We start from the raw sequence: 15906 nt of genomic DNA on the forward strand, positions 1-15906 counted from the left end.
TGAACAAAATGGCTTAAATAAATCCTCTGCGATTTGGCTAATATTTTTAAAATACCAATGATCCGGCACGGGTGTTCTCGCGGTTTCGGTTAGGAATTTTAAACAAATCGGCTTTGTGAAATTTTTCACAAAGCCGATTGACACAGACGCGGGATCGATTTATGACCCAGGGGGTCGATCTAGGTGCGTCATCTTGTCTCAGTTGCGCCAAATTGTCGGGTCATTTTGTCGCCTGAGAGGTTCATCAAGGCCTCAGAACAAGGTCATCTGGGACGACTTCGGCAAGTCCTTGCAGACCTCCTTGCGGATGAAATCGTCGGGAGTTCTGTCCGCGAAAGCCGCCATTGGAACGAACATGGCGCGGTATCCGGTTTCCGTGACGTTGGGTAACGGCCCGTCGTGATAAACTTCCAGATGCGCGAAGTGCTCCGCATGATGAAATGGCCGGCAACGGACTTTAAGCGTCCATGGCAGGGCCTTGATTTCGGCTTCGCTCCAACATTTGATTGTCAGCTCGCCTTTGCATTTTGGAACGACCGCATCAAAGCAATCAGCCATGCAATCGAAGCCAAGCGAACCGAAGTGCACCCAGCACATCGCGTTGAGTTTATCGAGTGCGGCATTACTTTCGCCCGATTTGTTGATCGCATGATCGACGGCGATGGGGAAAAGTTCGGCGGCTTGGGATCGGAGTTCATCGAGGGTCATCGGCTTCTCCCTTGTTGGCTGCTCGATTTGCGGGCTTCCAACTTTTCGACGAAACCGCCGGCTGTGGATTGTTTCGGGTCGGGAGTTTGAACGTCTGATCCGAGATTCAGATTTCGGCCCATGATGAAATCGGCGGCTTTCTGCCCCTGTGAAGCGGCGCGGACGATCCAGCTTCTGGCATCCTTGGTTCTGAGCGCGTTGATCCAACTTTGCAGGTAGGCGGCGGAATTCTCCAGCTCGTCCTCAATGATCCCGGCATGGGCACTGAGAAATGAAGCGGTCATTTCGGCGACCAGCTCCTCTTCTGCGTAGGTCTTTCGGGCGGTGTCGCCGGTGGCTCCGAAGCCCTTGTTATCCATCAAGGATTTTCGTGCCAGACGGGAATGGTGTCCCGTAGCGTGTCCGAGTTCGTGAAACAGCGTCGAGTAGTAAGCCTCCTCGTTGGTAAAGTAGCCGAGTTCCGGCATGTGGATGGAATCCGTCAGCTTGCGATAGCATGGGACCGCGCTGCCCTCGCTGATTGAAGGTCGTTGCGGCATGGATTCGATGATCGCACGGGCGCGATCCGTCTTTTCGGTGGTGGATAGATCGGAAGCGGCCGGAGGCTCCGGGAACTCGATGCCGTCGATTTGCGAGGCGTGGAAAACCGTATATCCCTTGAGGTAGCCGCGCAGCTTGGCGGGATCGTCCTCGTGGGCCTTTTCGTCATCCTTGGTGTAGGTGCCGTATTTGACGACCAGAAAACCGTGTTCCCCCTTCCGGACCATGCCGCCAAGTTCCTTGGCTTGCAGGAAGGTCAGGTAGTAAGGTGATGTGAAGCGCTGGCTGCCAAGCAGCAGGACGTTGATTCCCTGGTATTCCTTTTGGGTCGCGAAGTTCTTCGGAATGCCCGTTGTGGAAAAGTAGGGCGATTTCCACGGCACGACGCCCTGGGTTAGCTGGTCGATGATTCGGTTGGTGATTTTTTCATACAGATCTGACAATTTGGCTCCATCGGTTGTTGGGTTCGTCTCATCTTTGACGCGACGCCGTGACATAGGGAAGCCCCCCCTGCGTTACCTGCCTCGTCCGTCCTGATGTGCGTCTTGATTCCGTTGCCACAGGTCTTCATGGGCCAAAGCATGAAACCTTGCCCATCGGCGAGATCGGGGTGTGCGCGGTCAAGGGTGGGATCCCGGGTTGCAGCGCAGCGAAACTTGGGTGCCCTTGACGGCGCGAGGGGCAGGGCCCCTGGAACAAACCCGTTCGTCCAGACTGGTTCGTCGGTTTACTCCACCGGGTCAGTCTGGACGATTCCGAGGACGTGAAGTCCCGTAACGTGGCGGTATTCTCCGCCGGAAGTGCAGGGCAAGCGCCGGAGGCTTGGGAGTGTGGTAGTGCGTTTCGTGAATATCCCCGCCGGCTTGGTTGATCCGATGGCCGGTGCCGGAGACGTTCATGTTCATTCCGGGAGAGGAAGCGGAGTCTGGTGTAGCGAGTTCGGGTGTCGGGGCCGCCTTCTTCCCCTTTGCAACCTTCCGTCGAGGACGGATCGGCTCAAGTGTCTGGAGGCGACGGAGAAATTCTCCCTTCACATCCTCGACTAGAATCTTCGTAAAATCCCAGTAATCCCGGGTAGCGAACAGGGCGGGCACCTCGGTGTCGTCGAGTCGAACGATGAGGATGCGCCCGAGCTTGCCGTCAGGGTCGCGCCGCCACATGCCTTCCATTTCAGCCGTGCAGGCCCCGGAGTTCTTGTAGTGCCGGGTATAAACCGCCAACAGACGGTCGCACTTCTCGATGGCTTCGCCCATCGCGGCCGGGAAACTCTTCCCACCCCCTTCACCTGGCTCGATTAGACGGGCGGTCATTCCCGCTTTGGTGATCCAATCCGCGAATTGCCGGGCGGCTCGCAAATCGGGAGAGCTGTAGCTAACGAAAACATCGCCGAGGGTTGATTTCATGGTTGGGGTATATCTCTGCCGGAAGTGCAGGGCAAGCGCCGGAAGAATGATCCGCTCTGAGCCGCACGAATACGCGGCAGGCCGAAGCAGTTCATGGATGGGAGCGACCGAGGAAGGAGAGTCGATCACAGGCCATGATCTGCGTGGCGGGGTGGGAGAGGGGTTCGGGGAGGCTTCCCCGGTAGAATGGGGAAGGGCGCACGAAGTAGGCCGTGGGGAAAGTCATTTCCCCATTGAAGCTAGGCAATACTTCAGCCTGACGAAGTCGGTGACATGGTAGGGAAATGTCCACCTTTGCCAATTCGCGACAGTTCCCAAGTCTGGCAGGGCGATCAACGCTTCGTGCCGCCCGGTTCTAGTGCTCATCAATCTATCAATATTCCAACATTCAGACGTAAAATTTGTATTTCGGGTGCGGAGTCGCATCCTCAGGCACTTCTCGAAGAATATCCCCCACCAATCGTGAGAATCGCACCGTGATTGGCATCAGCCCATACATGCGGGCCGAGTTCCAATTCATTTTAGTGAGAATCAGCACTTCGCGTAGAAGCTGTGAGCGGGAGGTATCCCCGATATGATCGGCCAGTTCGAGCGGGCTTGGAACGTGCCCCTGAGGAAAGCGGCCAAGGAACGGGATATAGCCCGTGGTGTATAGGAACGAGATGTCGGCGATATTGAAGCTGGTTCCGCGGAGTGCTGGATACGAACCGGCGCGAATCAGGCGGATTTCACTGGTAGGCCGTAGGGCGACCAGATCGCATTGGGAAACCTTTTGCAGCGAGCTTTGGAAGCCACTGGTTTCCGCTGGGTCAAAGCGAGAGCTTTTGTGAACTACGACCCGTGTAGGCCGCTGGCGGCGCAGCTTCTCGTATTGGGTCAGGACATCATCGATGAGAAGGGCGGCATGTTCCTCTGTGAGGTGAGGCGTCTTGCCGTCCTTCTTTTCGTCCCAATGGAAACTGTGGCCGCGCAGCACCAGCCCTTCGCCATTTTCATCAAAAGCTTGGACGAGGCTGGTGCGAAGGGTGGAGGCGCTGCCCAGAGGGCGGTAGAAGCTCACGCCGACGAAACAGCTTGCAGGTGGCAGTTTGGCCGGCCCCCACGGCAGGCCATCGACTTTGAAGTATAGCCCGTTGAAGAGGTTCCATGCCCGTTCGGATTTGTGGTCGAGATCGCGGGCAACTGCATCAGCGCTCATGGTGCGTTCCTGGATGAGCTGGGTAGCCTTATGGTATTCCATCGCGCGTGCCTTGAATGCCCGTCGGAGGTCGCGGTGAACCATGCCGACATCCTTCTGGTGGTAATCCGCCACCCGGCACTTGTCGTAGATCGCCGGAGGGACGACCACGACGACGTAATCCACCGGGTGTTCGTGCTCCTGCGTGATGAGGCGGAGTTTTTCGACGAGAAGCTCCAACGTTTCCGTGAAACGCTGTTTCCCCTCTCGAATTTTGAGGAGTTCGGATAGCTCGATCTGGGTGATCTTTTCGTTGAAGGCGTCATCCATCCTCAACTCGCAGCGATAGCCGATGTCCGCCTTGCAGCCGGGAAAGGGTTCGTGCTGATCGTCGCCATCCACGCCATCGCAACAGGCTTCGTAAAAGCGCATGGCTTTCTCGATGCCTTCGCCCGTGCCGATGAAGCCGATATGAACCTCGTTTTTGTGGCGGGAGGTTCCGAGCGAAGCCGGGCCGTAAAGCGGGATGCCGACCTTCGGGTCGATATGCTCGTGACCGTTGGCGAAGGTGATGGGCGGCTCCTCGAACCATTCGCTGGAGACGGATGGCTTGCCGAGCTTCATCACCGTGTTCCTGCTATTCGTCTTCATCGTCGTCAAAGTTTTCTTCCTCATTGTCATCCCGGCCACTCGCCGATTGCAGGGCGCCGAAGGAGAATAGGTCGTCCTCGTAAACCTGGTTGGAGAAGCTCTTAGTATCGGCAGGGATGCCTTCCCATGCCACCTCGATCGGCAGCAGTTCCGTCTCGATGATCGCCGACTGGCGACCAAAATTCAGGATGAAGCGGGGTTTGCCGCCTGAGAGAAAATCCCGCCAGAAGTGGACTTCACCAAGGTATGCGTCGTTGAACATACGGGCTTTCAGCTTGGTTACCTTCCGCCCCACGTATTTCGGGTTGTAGGGAGTTTCCCCGTCCTTGGTGACGTGGCGTTCGGGACGGATGCTGAAGCACCATTCCTTCTCCCCCATTTGGTGGAAGGACAGGTCGGCGGCGAGGTGAAGCCAGAATGGGCGGCCTTCGCCCGTGCTCTTCCTTTTTGGGTTCCACACGACGTTCCGGCTGGTGCTGCGGTCGGTGAGGGTGCGGTAGGATTCGGTGCGGTCCTTGCCCTTCTCGATGGGCACGAAGTAGTAGCGGTGGTGCTCCCGGTCGAAACGGACTCTCCGATGGCCGCAGTGTTTGGCGATGGCGCTGTTCAGGAGACTGACGAAGCGGCGCTTTCCTTCGGGATCGGCGCAGAAGTCCTCAATGGGAATTTCGAAAGCGTCCAGCGGGTTGGCGACCTTGGAGAAGGGGTTGGAGTATTGGGTGAGGTTCTGAAAAGCGAAGATGTGCCGCTCCCGCAGAAGAAATGGAAGAGACTCGTCGCGTGGGACCTTGTCGTAGCTCAAGAGCTTCGCCACTTCCTGCTTCTGACGGTCGCCGTAATCGCAGGGAGCGGAATAAATGAACTTCGGGATTTGGGAGACCCGGAGCATGGTGCTGTGGACAGTTTCCGTGACCAGCGGCTTGGGTGTAGGTGGTTTGGGGCGGCGGGTGGCTGAGGCGATCCGCTGTTCGTGGTCCGCCTTCATCTGGCGAAGAACGTGAACGCTGTAAACATGGGGGTGATCGTCGATCACCTTATGGTGCTTGCCACAGAGAAGGACGAGATTGGTTGCCTTGTCCCTGTCGGTGTCAGACATTTCGGAGCGTCCCCGTGGGCCCTGGCGCTGCTGGCCGACAATGTGCGCCATTTGACCGATGATGGAGGGTTCACTGGCCTCATTGTTCACCAGTGCCTCCCCGCAGCCGAGGAAGGCGCAGACCCCGCCAGAGGTGAGAGCGAGGATTTTTTGTTCCTGAAGTGGGATGCTCATGGAGGAAGTGACGCATTCTGGGTCGGTGATTCAGCCAAGAAAAGAAAAATGTTCATCTGAACGGTCACGTGGGACTTCGCGAAGCGATGTGAGACGCCGGTTGAGCGTTCAAGATTATGCGTTCTTTCGTTAATCAGGTTAGGGATTCGTCGATGCATTGCAATCCCCGGCTCAGGCCGGACGATTCCGAGGACGTGAAGTCCCGGAACGTGGCGGTATTCTCCGCCGGAAGTGCAGGGCAAGCGCCGGAGGAATGGTCCGGCCTGAGCCGCACGAATTCGCGGCAGGCCAAAGCAGTTCATGGATGGGAGCGACCAAGGAACGGGAGGCGTTCACGGCCATGATCTGCGTGGCGCGGTGGGTGGTGGGTTAGGGGAGGCATCCTCGGTAGAATCGGGAAGGCCGCACGCAATAGGCCGTGGGGAAAGTCTTTTCTCCAGCAAAATGACATCGCGCGTCGCATGGAAAAAAGAAAGCATGCTTTCCGATGTCCGAAGATCAGACGCCCTTCCAATCCTGGTTGTTGAACTCCGAGCAAACGGCAAGCTTTGGGTGGAGGTTTTCGACAATCAGCCTCCAGATCCATAGCCGTTCATTGGGAGTGTTTATTCAAGACGGCAACCGGATTGATATTCCGCAATTTTGCCCTTCTTGATACCGAGTTGCTAAGACTTCTGAACAAGGGGCAATTCAACTCGGGGGGGCGTTGATGCTGATTATCGAGTTCCGGCCTCACGAAGCCCGCTTCGCTTTTAGCTGAGGAGCATCCTTCAATTCACAATATGGAGAAATGACGCGAACCTGTTTGTCTGCTTCGGTTTGAGTAGCGGTTCGTTCCTGTCTGATACGCGCATTCTTTCGGGCTCTTGCGAAATAGCGCTTTCTCGATTCAGTGCCGCGATTCTCGATTCCTGCCTTTTTCAAGCAGCGGAAGTCAATCGATTCGTCCGGATTGCGAAGTGACTTTTTGAAACGTTTCCTGAGTTCCCTGAAATCGATTCCGGCAAGATCACAAACCCATGCAAGATCGCTTTCCTCATCGGAATTGTCGGATAGCCATTGCAGTGCGCGGCTTCTTTCCTTGATGGCGGACTTTTTGCGGCTTTTGCTGCTCGCATCGATGATGGCCTGGATAGCGACCGCGATCCAGAGTGCCCGGCAGAGATCATCTTCGGTTTCGTCGATTGGGGTTTCTTTTCTTGTGTTCAAATTGTTGTTTTCAATCATGTGACCCTCCCATTGGTTCGTTCATATTAAGTATAATTAATTTGAATTAATAAATACTTAGACGTGGGGACATACGGAAGACTGCAATCGGAGGTTTTGTTTCGCGTGGGGGTGTGGCCTTTCTGTTACTGGTCGTGAGAAATCGTTCTGTTGTGGGTAAAAATTGGGGTAAAACGGAATGAGGTTAAAAAAATGTTTATAAATAACAATAGGTTGCGGCGGGAGATGATTCCGCCCTCGGCCTCCATTCTTAAGATTTCTTAACGTTTTAAATCGTCTCAAGAAATCCCGCAAACCTTTGCTGGGACTGGATCTCACGAAGGAGGTCGAATCCCAGAAAATCTCAAAGCGTCTCATTGGATCTCACTTTTACCCATGCTTTTTCTGGGTAAAAATTGGGGTAAAAATTTCCATCATATGTTAGGCTATCCGAATAGGATGGGAATATGATATTGAATGAATCAAAAATACGTAAAGCGAAAACCGATGGGAAGTCGATCAAGCTGAATGACGGCGCGGGCCTGTATCTTCTTCTTCATGCCAATGGTTCTAGGTATTGGCAATTCCGGTATTCCTTTGCCGGGAAGGCAAAGGTGCTTTCGATCGGCAAATACCCTGAGGTCTCGCTCGCCGAGGCGCGGGATAGAAAGATCGAGGCACAGAGGTTGCTTCGAGACTTAGTCGATCCTTCCTCGCATAAGCAACAGAAGAAGATGCTAGTCGCCTATCAACAGAGAAACACATTTTTCGCGGTGGCTGAGGAGTGGCTCAATAGAAATAGAGCAGTTTGGACACCGCTTCATGCGAAGCGAACTTGGAGACGATTGGAAATCCACGTATTTCCCGAATTGGGGAAAAGGCCGATTTCTGAGATCAAGCCGATGGAGGTTCTTTGGATGATACAGAAAGTCGAGGCGACCGGCGTGACTGATACCTGCGTGAGAATTCTGAAGATTTGCAGTGCCGTCTTCCGGTTCGGCATCGTCACGGGGCGATTGGAACATAATCCGGCCCTGAATTTGCGGGGAGCTTTGAAACCCTATCGTGAAAGGCACTTTCCTGCGTTGAAGGCCAGAGAGCTTCCATCGTTCTTGGGTGAGTTGGACAAACTCAACACCAGTGAGCAAAATAAAATTGCCTTCAAGACGCTGCTCATGACCGCCGTGAGGTCGGGTGAACTGCGTCATGGTCGCTGGGAGGACGTTGATCTTGAGGCGGGAGAGTGGCGGATTCCCGCCGAAATGATGAAAATGCGCGAAGAGCATATTGTTCCGCTTTCAAGTCAGGTGATCGCCCTGCTTGAGCAGTTGCGAGCAATGACCGGAAATGGGCCATGGATGTTCCCAAGCCAGCAGGGTAGGGTTCACGCGATCATGAGCGAAAACACGATCAATTCCATGATCAGGCGAATGGGATACAAGGGAAGGGTGGTCGGACACGGATTCCGTTCCATGTTCTCGACCATCCTCAACGAGCACGGCTTCAACCGCGACGCCATCGAACGCCAGCTTGCCCATATGGAGCGGAATGGAGTGCGTGCGGCCTACAATCGGGCTGAGTATTTACCGGAGCGGCGATTCATGATGCAGTGGTGGGCAGACTTTATTGGTGAAAAAACTCAGCAGAATTACGAAGTTTTACCGAGAGCAACGAGTGCTCAAATTCCTTCGGCAAATCCGAGAAACTCTTCCTGCGGTTCCCTGAACTTATGCCATGTCCCGGTATGACCATCGGGTCGCGGACGTTCGCTGGAGCATGTCATCACAAGCCGTTTTTTGGCTCGGGAAACGCCCACGAAGAATGCGCAAAGCTTTTCATCGTGTGTTCCCCAAAAATTTTGGTTTTCAACGCCCAGAATGATCACTGTGTCGAACTCGAGGCCCTTGCTCTTGTGGATGGTCAGTACCTTAACGGCCTGATCATCGGTCAAGTGTCCGATTGCTTCCTCGATGTTAGACTCCATCGCAAGGGACTTCCTGATTATCTCTTTAGCCTCTCGGAAAACCTGCTTTCGACGGAAAGTTGATTCATACTCGGGTGACAACGCGACAATCTTCCTGCGTCCGATGCGTTTTATGAACTTCTCGATGAGACTCCAGACAGTTTCAAAACTTGCTTTGGCTCCTCCATCGAGTTCAACCAACTTGCGTTCGCTTTGAAAGAAGCGGTTCCAATCGTTCTTCTGCTTCAATTCATCCGCCAGATCGAGGTCGTCGAAATCGATCTCCAATATCTGGTTCATCAAACGTATGTAACCTGCAGGCTGGCGGCTCCCGAAGACCACGAGAAGGTAGTCGACGATGAGACGTGTCAGAGGCTCGCTCAACGGGTCTTGCAATTGGCTTTCGTTGCGAATTGGGATATCGTGGGACTCCAATGCGACGACCAGCTTGTCGGTGTACAGTTCAGCTTGCTTCGAAACGAGAATAGCGATTTCGCCCAAAGGAATTTTTTCCGTTTCGATCCAGCTTGCAATCATTAGTGCCAACACCTCAGCTTCTTCCTGGCTATTTTCAAAATTAAGGATGTGAATTTCTCCGGCTCCGCCCTGCAACTGGTCGGGTGGCATCACGGAGGCTGGATCCAAGATCTTGATGATCTCATTCTGTAGTCGCAAAAGGCGTGGTTTGGAACGGAAATTTCGATACATGTTCAAGCCGGTCGCATTGAAGTCAGAGGCGAAGGTTTGGAAGATGCCATCAAGCGCCCCTGCCCATCCCATGATGCGCTGCTTGGTGTCTCCAACCGCTGTCAGGCGTATTTGAGTATCGAGGAAGATGGCTTTTATCAGCTCATACTGAGAGTCGGTGCAATCCTGGAATTCATCCAGAAAGACATCGCGGTATGTTAATTGAATCGCGTTCCTAGCGATTTTTGAGTTCTCGACGATCTGGGTCGCGAGGGGAATCAAGTCACCGAACGTAATCTGCCTTCCTTCTATTCTTTCTGTTCCTATAGTGTAGTCGTGATCCAGTCGATCCCTTCCGGTAAGAGCTGGCCGAAAGCGATCAATGATTCTCTTTGCGAATCCATGGAAGGTGTAACTGTCAAACCTAACCGAAAGAGCGGGGCCACATCGTCGGGAAACCCGCTCCTTCAGATTCCTACAGGCATCAGTTTTGAAAGAGATGGCGAGAATTCGGTGTGGATAGCGACAGGTTCCGGTTCTGAGCAGAAAGTCAGCCCGTTGTGCGAGCATCTCTGTCTTTCCTGCTCCTGGACCCGCAGTCAGTGCTAGGTTTTCCGATGATTCCCTTACTGCTCTCTCAGCGTTCGGTTCGAGAATCAACCCGTCCGCCGGTGTCCATAGATCGGTCGGAATCATTCTGGCTGGTCCTTGAGTTGTTGGGCCGCCGCCTTCACCAGGAGCGAGAGGGATTCGGGCATTCCCGATGCAAGGTCGTGGTCGCTCAGATTGGAGAGAGCATCCAGATGGGTCGCAGGCTTGCTCCCCAGTTTGAACAACCGGTGATATTCCAGAAAGAGCCGCTTTTGATCATCACTATACTGTTCGTCATTGTGCGCAGATTTTCCCAGTACCGCCTTGATGGTTTCGTCCTCTGGTGCGTATTCCAGATCGAGGTCGACTCCAAATGCGGAGGGGAATGTTTCCAGCATGCAGAAATCCAAGTCTAGGGGGGAGGAGAAGAAGACCATCCGTTCCCTCAGATAGGCCAGCGCCTTCTGTCCTTTCTCATCCTCCAGAAGGCGCCTCGAGTCATTCCACTTTGGGAGAGTATTAATTTGTTTTTCATTGTGTTCGATTGAAACAAAAGGGTAATTCAAGAGCTGATTAAGCGCATACCTTACCCGGCCCCAGCCGCCCTCATGTCTCCCTAGGTCAAGATCCAGGAGAGTGACGAACGGTATTCCGAGAGCATGAAGCAGTCGCCAGAAGTGGTTTACATGGCGACCTCCCAATGGGACGATTGAGGTGGATGCTTCATCTAAATTGATTCCGATGCTCCGGAGAAGGCGAGGAAGAACGATTTCTTCGCTGTCTCCTTCTCCAAGGATAATCAGACGCGAGAAGTAGAGTTCTGGATATGACTGAACAGCTTCTCTTACGAACTTGTAGGCTTCGTCGTTCTTTTTCGGGAGAGTGATCTTGCTGATCGTCGTTTGCCTTGCCGGATTAAGGCGAAGATACCTGATTGATTCGGGTGGAATCCGCTTGAGCATGCTTGGTGCATGGGTGGCAATTACGGCCTGAGTATTCTCTTGTTTTGTGAAATCGGAGAGAAGTGTCACAACCCGTCCAAGGTAATGTGGTGACAGGCTGTTTTCTGGCTCTTCCATGGCGATCATCGTGAAGGTCGCGGGTTGGAGTTTGTCGGCGTCGAACAAATCGCTTTTTCCCATGATCGCGTCATGCCCGATGGCTTGCACCGACAGAACTAGGGATAAATAGAGCATCGACTTCTGACCGTCGCTCAGGCGTGAGAAGTCAACGGCATCCACCCCATGACCGGGAGAGAAAGAGAGCGACAGGAGCTTGAGTAGGGAATCAATTTCCCCGCTTCCGAACGCAACCTTGGGAGATTTAAAAAAGCCGCCCTTATGAAGTTTCTCCCATTTTTTGTCCAAGTGGGAATCGATGGCCTGAACCGAGCCGTTTTGAGACAGTGCGTTGCTAGCGGATCCGGCAAGTTCCTTGATGCCTGCCTTCTCGTCCTTCCAGTCGATGGCACGTAGAACTCGTCCGAGAAGAGAGTTCGCGGTGTAAGCGATGTGATCGGACGGATCGCGCCGGGCCGGCAAGTAGTGAAGCTGTATATGATGTCTGTCCGAACGGGGAACCTTTGCTTCTTCGATGGGCTCATCGTTTTCATCCACCTCCAAAACGTAAGTGAGTTCTTGTTCGATTTCGTCATTCGCATACTGAGTGGCTTTGAGACGGAACCGAATCCGACAATCGTTTGCGTCGCGGTTCATCCGCATATGCGCAAAACTCGGCGGGATCGCGGGACTGGTGGGTGAGGGCGCGTGTAGTTCTGGAAACAAGAATTCGGCTTCGATCGAGAGCGTCCTTTCCTCAGGTGCTGTCTCCGTGGTTTCGTTCACTGGAACGTGGAAATCAGACTTGTGAATTCGTCTCAGATTGGGCTCGAACGCAAACATGCGGCATAGGGCTTGAAGGGCCGCAGTCTTCCCAGTACCATTTGGGCCAATCAAAAATGTGAGATCATTAAAATCTAGTTCTACAGTGTCCGGGCCGAACGACTGAAAATTTGATATTCGGAGTTTTTGTAGCTTCATTTCAGGGGGAGTCCTTCTGTGGAATTATTCCTTATGCATCTTGGGGTAGGGGATAGGACATTCCCACCGAAAAGGCATCCGGAATTCTTGATGAATAGAAAATCGTATGGTCGATTAGAGCTGTTTCGCATATTCCATGATCCTTGAAAGTATCTGTACGAGGCTAGGTCGGTCTTGGTAGTAGAGGGATTTTGTGGCCTCGTATGCCCTCTCGTAATCGTTTCGAGTTTGGGTGGCGTTGAGCAGGAATGCTTCGTTTTTCGTGATATCGGGATTTTCTGATCGGAAACGGCGATCCTTGTGCGCCTTGTATTCGTCGGAACCGATAAACTCTATCACGCTCGGTACTTCAAGCAGGCAATAGACGTCGTAGTAATGGCGCATGAAATTGACAGGGAACTCTCCTGATTCCTGCTGCTTCCGAAATTTGGTTGAAATGGTCTGAAGCTTTTCAACAAGCGTGTAGCCTGGATTGTAGCACAACACTCCGTTGGCGCGATTGTCAATAATCTCCACTTTTTCGGCTGCGTAATCGTATGCCCATGAGCTTATGTCCTGTGGAATATTCGGCGTGACATCATCAAACCCGACCTCCAGAAGAACTCCTTGTTTGAGATCCGCTTTTGTCCCGTTGACCTCTTTGTAATTGAGCCGAATGCCGCCACTGCGATATTTCGCATCGTCAAAAGTAGTGTCGCGTTCAATGCTGATTATTCCGTCGATTTTGATCGTCTCGGCAAGCCAATCATAAAAGCGCTTTCTGCTTTCGACTTGGGCTGGCTTGTCGTGATTTCGTCCTGTGCTAACCTTCAGCTCTTCAGGTGGATCAATCCGGATGTCGATATCCTCAGAGAAGCGATTGATGATTCTGAAGCCCTTGGAAAGGGAGGTTCCGCCTTTGAGTTCGAAATTCATCCCCAGTTGCTGAAGGCCATGGAGGCAATGCATGATCCAATAGTCTTTCTCGACGAGCACTGGATCGATGCTCATTTCGGCTCCGACGATTCGCAGTAGGTCGGCAAAGTCCTTGTGATTGTGGAGGTAATCAAGCGGCATGTGATGAAGCTCCTTCGGTCAAAGCTGCGAAGAATTTTTTTGTCCTCACCAAGCCGTAGTGACGAGATGCCTCCAATAGGCGATTGTTGTCTAGGTTAGCCGCTAGTTTCTTGACTCGATCAAGAACGGCAGTTTTCTCCTCTGCGAGGCGATCAAGATTGTTGACCAAATCAACCAGCAGGAATTCCTTGCTGACAGATTTCGGAAAGCTGGGCTTCATGCGAAAATCAAATATCCGACCACCGAGTGAAAATCGTCCGTGGCGCTTGTGGTTGTAAACGACTGTCTCGTTGTAAAGTTGCGTGGAGCCGACACCCAGCGCATTGTAGTCGTTAGGGGAGGTGAGCAAAAAGCGGTCATCCTTTAGGAAGGCGGCCACCAGTTCTTCGTCCGCCGCCGGAGCGCTTCCAAAGGCGGTTTGCTTTGGATGGTAATACAGTCCGCCCGAAAGCTTGTTCAAATCCCCAGATTTGACCAGTGCCTTGAGGTGTCTGTCGACTGCGGTTGACCACTTGGACAGGTCATCACGGCGGTAGACTTTGCCCCGCTGTAGGTGGTCTTTCAAATTTTGTAAGGCGTTCATGATCAATCTCCTTTAAATTAGAGTAGCACAGAGGGAACAAAAACGCAAGAAAATTCATTGAAAATCCATGCAGATTGCCTTTTTGGTATCGGTGTAATGTTCCCGCTCGGGAATAAAGTGGTAGAATGAGTGCTGATTTTGTGGTAATGTTCCCGAACGGGAATAAAAAGATGGAGGGATTATGACGCCAACGACAATGGGAGAAAAGATCAGAGCCCAACGAAAAATACTTGGGGTGAATCAAGCTGAGCTGGCGATGGTATCGGGAACGGGAGTGCGCTTCATCAGCGATCTTGAAAATGGGAAAGAATCTTGCCAGTTGGGGAAGACTTTGTCGGTACTGAGGAACCTTGGTTTGGAAGTTGTCCTCGAGCCTAGGCGCTAGAGAATGGGGCGAAATTGCGCGCAATATTTTGGTGGGTAAAAATTGAGGTAAAATCCCAGGTAGGTTGTCGGCTATAAAAAATATTGAAGAGTGGGACGCAGTGACACACTAAGGTATCAAGAGAAACTTTATGGGTTGGTATGGTACCGCCCTCGGCCTCCATCGTTAAGATTTCTTAACGTATCAAATCGTCTCAATAAATCCCGCAAACCCGCTCCTTTCCTGCGTCTCAGAGAGCGAGTTGAATCCAGAGAAATTTCAAAGCGTCTCATTGAATCTCACTTTTACCCATGCTTTTTCCGGGTAAAAATTGGGGTAAAAAATCCACCTATGTTACAATGCCAGCATAGGATGGAATAAATGATTTTAAATGAAACGAAAATTCGGAAGGTGAATAGCAATGGAAAAGCGATCAAGCTGAACGATGGAGACGGTCTGTATCTTCTCGTCCATGCGAACGGATCGAAATACTGGCAATTCCGGTATGCCTTCGCTGGAAAGGCTAAGGTGCTTTCAATTGGCAAATACCCAGAGGTCTCGCTCGTCGAGGCGCGGGATAGAAAGATCGATGCACAACGGTTGCTTCGAGATTTTATCGATCCTTCCTCGCATAAGCTGCAGCAGAAGATGCTGGTCACTTATCAACATAGAAATACATTCTTTGCGGTGGCTGAGGAGTGGCTCAATCGAAACAAGGTAGTGTGGACGCCGCGTCACGCGGATCGAACCTGGAGACGACTGGAAATCCACGTCTTCCCCGATCTGGGGAAAAGACCGATTTCCGAGATCAAGCCGATGGAGCTTCTTTGGGTGATTCAGAAAATCGAGGCTACCGGCGTGACTGACACCTGCGTAAGAATTCTCAAAATTTGCAGTGCCATTTTCCGGTTCGGCATTGTCACGGGACGATTGGAACACAACCCGGCTCTGAATTTGCGCGGAGCTTTGAAGCCCTATCGAGAAACGCACTTTCCTGCGTTGAAGGCGAGAGAGCTTCCATCGTTCTTGGGTGAGCTGGACAAACTCAACACCAGTGAGCAAAACAAAATCGCCTTTAGGACGCTGCTCATGACCGCCGTGAGGTCGGGCGAATTGCGTCATAGTCGCTGGGAGGACGTTGATCTTGAGGCGGGAGAGTGGCGGATTCCCGCCGAAATGATGAAAATGCGCGAAGAGCATATTGTTCCGCTTTCGAGCCAGGTGATCAGCCTGCTTGAGCAGTTGCGAGCAATGACCGGAAATGGGCCATGGCTGTTCCCAAGTCAGCAGGGTAGGGTTCACGCGATCATGAGCGAAAACACGATCAATTCCATGATCAGGCGGATGGGTTACAAGGGAAAGGTGGTAGGACACGGATTCCGTTCCATGTTCTCAACCACTCTCAATGAGCATGGATTCAATCGCGACGCCATCGAGCGCCAGCTTGCCCATATGGAGCGGAACGGAGTGCGTGCGGCATACAACCGGGCTGAGTATTTGCCGGAGCGGCGATTTATGATGCAGTGGTGGGCAGACTTTATCGAGAGTCGAGGGAAGGCCGCTGTTGAATTCTCCATTGCGACGAGATCCCCGGTGACGGGGACGGCGTTTCAGGGATTCACGGCTTCGCCTTTCCTGAATTGAACTAGTCAATTCCAAGGTGGTGAT

14 protein-coding genes are annotated in these 15906 nt (G+C 52.7%); 4 read left to right on the forward strand and 10 right to left on the reverse strand.

The window, feature by feature from the left end; translation table 11 throughout:
* Nucleotides 1-252 precede the first annotated feature (252 nt).
* The 3 genes from ACFSSA_RS09240 to ACFSSA_RS09250 all read right to left on the reverse strand — a co-directional run bounded on the left by ACFSSA_RS09240 (nt 253) and on the right by ACFSSA_RS09250 (nt 2651).
* On the reverse strand, nt 253-708 hold the full coding sequence (locus ACFSSA_RS09240) for a hypothetical protein (RefSeq protein WP_386820154.1): 456 nt from the start codon (nt 706-708) through the stop codon (nt 253-255).
* On the reverse strand, nt 705-1745 hold the full coding sequence (locus ACFSSA_RS09245; RefSeq protein WP_386820155.1) for an ArdC family protein: 1041 nt from the start codon (nt 1743-1745) through the stop codon (nt 705-707). The genes ACFSSA_RS09240 and ACFSSA_RS09245 overlap by 4 nt, the downstream gene beginning before the upstream one ends.
* Before the next feature lie 243 nt (nt 1746-1988).
* Nucleotides 1989-2651: a toll/interleukin-1 receptor domain-containing protein gene (locus ACFSSA_RS09250; RefSeq protein ID WP_386820156.1), complete on the reverse strand. Its 663-nt coding sequence runs from the start codon at nt 2649-2651 to the stop codon at nt 1989-1991.
* A 46-nt stretch (nt 2652-2697) separates the two neighbouring features.
* Between ACFSSA_RS09250 and ACFSSA_RS09255 the strand changes: the two genes are divergently transcribed.
* Nucleotides 2698-2931, forward strand: a complete 234-nt coding sequence (locus ACFSSA_RS09255; protein ID WP_386820157.1) for a hypothetical protein — start codon at nt 2698-2700, stop codon at nt 2929-2931.
* Nucleotides 2932-3039: 108 nt separating this feature from the next.
* Here the strand turns inward: ACFSSA_RS09255 and ACFSSA_RS09260 are convergent, their stop codons facing one another.
* From ACFSSA_RS09260 to ACFSSA_RS09270, 3 genes are all read right to left on the reverse strand, one after another.
* The gene (locus tag ACFSSA_RS09260; RefSeq protein WP_386820158.1) at nt 3040-4479 is read right to left on the reverse strand and encodes an argonaute/piwi family protein; all 1440 of its coding nucleotides are present in this window, start codon (nt 4477-4479) and stop codon (nt 3040-3042) included.
* Nucleotides 4466-5749, reverse strand: coding sequence for a hypothetical protein (locus tag ACFSSA_RS09265; protein ID WP_386820159.1), 1284 nt, complete (start codon nt 5747-5749; stop codon nt 4466-4468). Before ACFSSA_RS09265 ends, ACFSSA_RS09260 begins: the two co-directional genes overlap by 14 nt.
* Nucleotides 5750-6481: 732 nt before the next feature.
* Nucleotides 6482-6958, reverse strand: a complete 477-nt coding sequence (locus ACFSSA_RS09270; protein WP_386820160.1) for a hypothetical protein — start codon at nt 6956-6958, stop codon at nt 6482-6484.
* A 464-nt stretch (nt 6959-7422) separates the two neighbouring features.
* Between ACFSSA_RS09270 and ACFSSA_RS09275 the strand changes: the two genes are divergently transcribed.
* Nucleotides 7423-8703, forward strand: a complete 1281-nt coding sequence (locus ACFSSA_RS09275; RefSeq protein ID WP_386820161.1) for a tyrosine-type recombinase/integrase — start codon at nt 7423-7425, stop codon at nt 8701-8703.
* Here the strand turns inward: ACFSSA_RS09275 and ACFSSA_RS09280 are convergent.
* The 4 genes from ACFSSA_RS09280 to ACFSSA_RS09295 all read right to left on the reverse strand — a co-directional run bounded on the left by ACFSSA_RS09280 (nt 8634) and on the right by ACFSSA_RS09295 (nt 13874).
* Nucleotides 8634-10301: a UvrD-helicase domain-containing protein gene (locus ACFSSA_RS09280; RefSeq protein WP_386820162.1), complete on the reverse strand. Its 1668-nt coding sequence runs from the start codon at nt 10299-10301 to the stop codon at nt 8634-8636. The two genes, ACFSSA_RS09275 and ACFSSA_RS09280, sit on opposite strands and share 70 nt — an antisense overlap.
* On the reverse strand, nt 10298-12235 hold the full coding sequence (locus tag ACFSSA_RS09285; RefSeq protein WP_386820163.1) for an AAA family ATPase: 1938 nt from the start codon (nt 12233-12235) through the stop codon (nt 10298-10300). Before ACFSSA_RS09285 ends, ACFSSA_RS09280 begins: the two co-directional genes overlap by 4 nt.
* A 114-nt stretch (nt 12236-12349) precedes the next feature.
* Nucleotides 12350-13291, reverse strand: coding sequence for a nucleotidyl transferase AbiEii/AbiGii toxin family protein (locus ACFSSA_RS09290; RefSeq protein ID WP_386820164.1), 942 nt, complete (start codon nt 13289-13291; stop codon nt 12350-12352).
* Entirely contained in the window at nt 13281-13874 is a 594-nt protein-coding gene (locus ACFSSA_RS09295; protein ID WP_386820165.1) for a hypothetical protein, read from the reverse strand. Before ACFSSA_RS09295 ends, ACFSSA_RS09290 begins: the two co-directional genes overlap by 11 nt.
* Before the next feature lie 196 nt (nt 13875-14070).
* Here ACFSSA_RS09295 and ACFSSA_RS09300 point away from each other — a divergent pair, with 196 nt between their 5' ends.
* Together ACFSSA_RS09300 and ACFSSA_RS09305 are read left to right on the forward strand one after the other, a co-directional pair.
* Nucleotides 14071-14259 (forward strand): helix-turn-helix domain-containing protein, encoded by a 189-nt coding sequence (locus tag ACFSSA_RS09300; protein ID WP_386820448.1) that lies wholly within the window; start codon nt 14071-14073, stop codon nt 14257-14259.
* 360 nt (nt 14260-14619) lie between these two features.
* Nucleotides 14620-15882, forward strand: coding sequence for a tyrosine-type recombinase/integrase (locus ACFSSA_RS09305; protein WP_386820166.1), 1263 nt, complete (start codon nt 14620-14622; stop codon nt 15880-15882).
* Nucleotides 15883-15906: the final 24 nt, after the last annotated feature.

This window comes from Luteolibacter algae (genome assembly GCF_042683045.1).
In the GTDB taxonomy this organism is placed as follows: domain Bacteria; phylum Verrucomicrobiota; class Verrucomicrobiia; order Verrucomicrobiales; family Akkermansiaceae; genus Luteolibacter; species Luteolibacter algae.

Coding starts and splice junctions, on each gene's coding strand:
- ACFSSA_RS09300 (WP_386820448.1), top strand. CDS start 14,071: ATGGGAGAAAAGATCAGAGCCCAACGAAAAATACTTGGGGTGAATCAA.
- ACFSSA_RS09290 (WP_386820164.1), bottom strand. CDS start 13,291: ATGCCGCTTGATTACCTCCACAATCACAAGGACTTTGCCGACCTACTG.
- ACFSSA_RS09285 (WP_386820163.1), bottom strand. CDS start 12,235: ATGAAGCTACAAAAACTCCGAATATCAAATTTTCAGTCGTTCGGCCCG.
- ACFSSA_RS09250 (WP_386820156.1), bottom strand. CDS start 2,651: ATGAAATCAACCCTCGGCGATGTTTTCGTTAGCTACAGCTCTCCCGAT.
- ACFSSA_RS09245 (WP_386820155.1), bottom strand. CDS start 1,745: ATGTCACGGCGTCGCGTCAAAGATGAGACGAACCCAACAACCGATGGA.
- ACFSSA_RS09255 (WP_386820157.1), top strand. CDS start 2,698: ATGATCCGCTCTGAGCCGCACGAATACGCGGCAGGCCGAAGCAGTTCA.
- ACFSSA_RS09280 (WP_386820162.1), bottom strand. CDS start 10,301: ATGATTCCGACCGATCTATGGACACCGGCGGACGGGTTGATTCTCGAA.
- ACFSSA_RS09260 (WP_386820158.1), bottom strand. CDS start 4,479: ATGAAGACGAATAGCAGGAACACGGTGATGAAGCTCGGCAAGCCATCC.
- ACFSSA_RS09295 (WP_386820165.1), bottom strand. CDS start 13,874: ATGAACGCCTTACAAAATTTGAAAGACCACCTACAGCGGGGCAAAGTC.
- ACFSSA_RS09240 (WP_386820154.1), bottom strand. CDS start 708: ATGACCCTCGATGAACTCCGATCCCAAGCCGCCGAACTTTTCCCCATC.
- ACFSSA_RS09275 (WP_386820161.1), top strand. CDS start 7,423: ATGATATTGAATGAATCAAAAATACGTAAAGCGAAAACCGATGGGAAG.
- ACFSSA_RS09265 (WP_386820159.1), bottom strand. CDS start 5,749: ATGAGCATCCCACTTCAGGAACAAAAAATCCTCGCTCTCACCTCTGGC.
- ACFSSA_RS09305 (WP_386820166.1), top strand. CDS start 14,620: ATGATTTTAAATGAAACGAAAATTCGGAAGGTGAATAGCAATGGAAAA.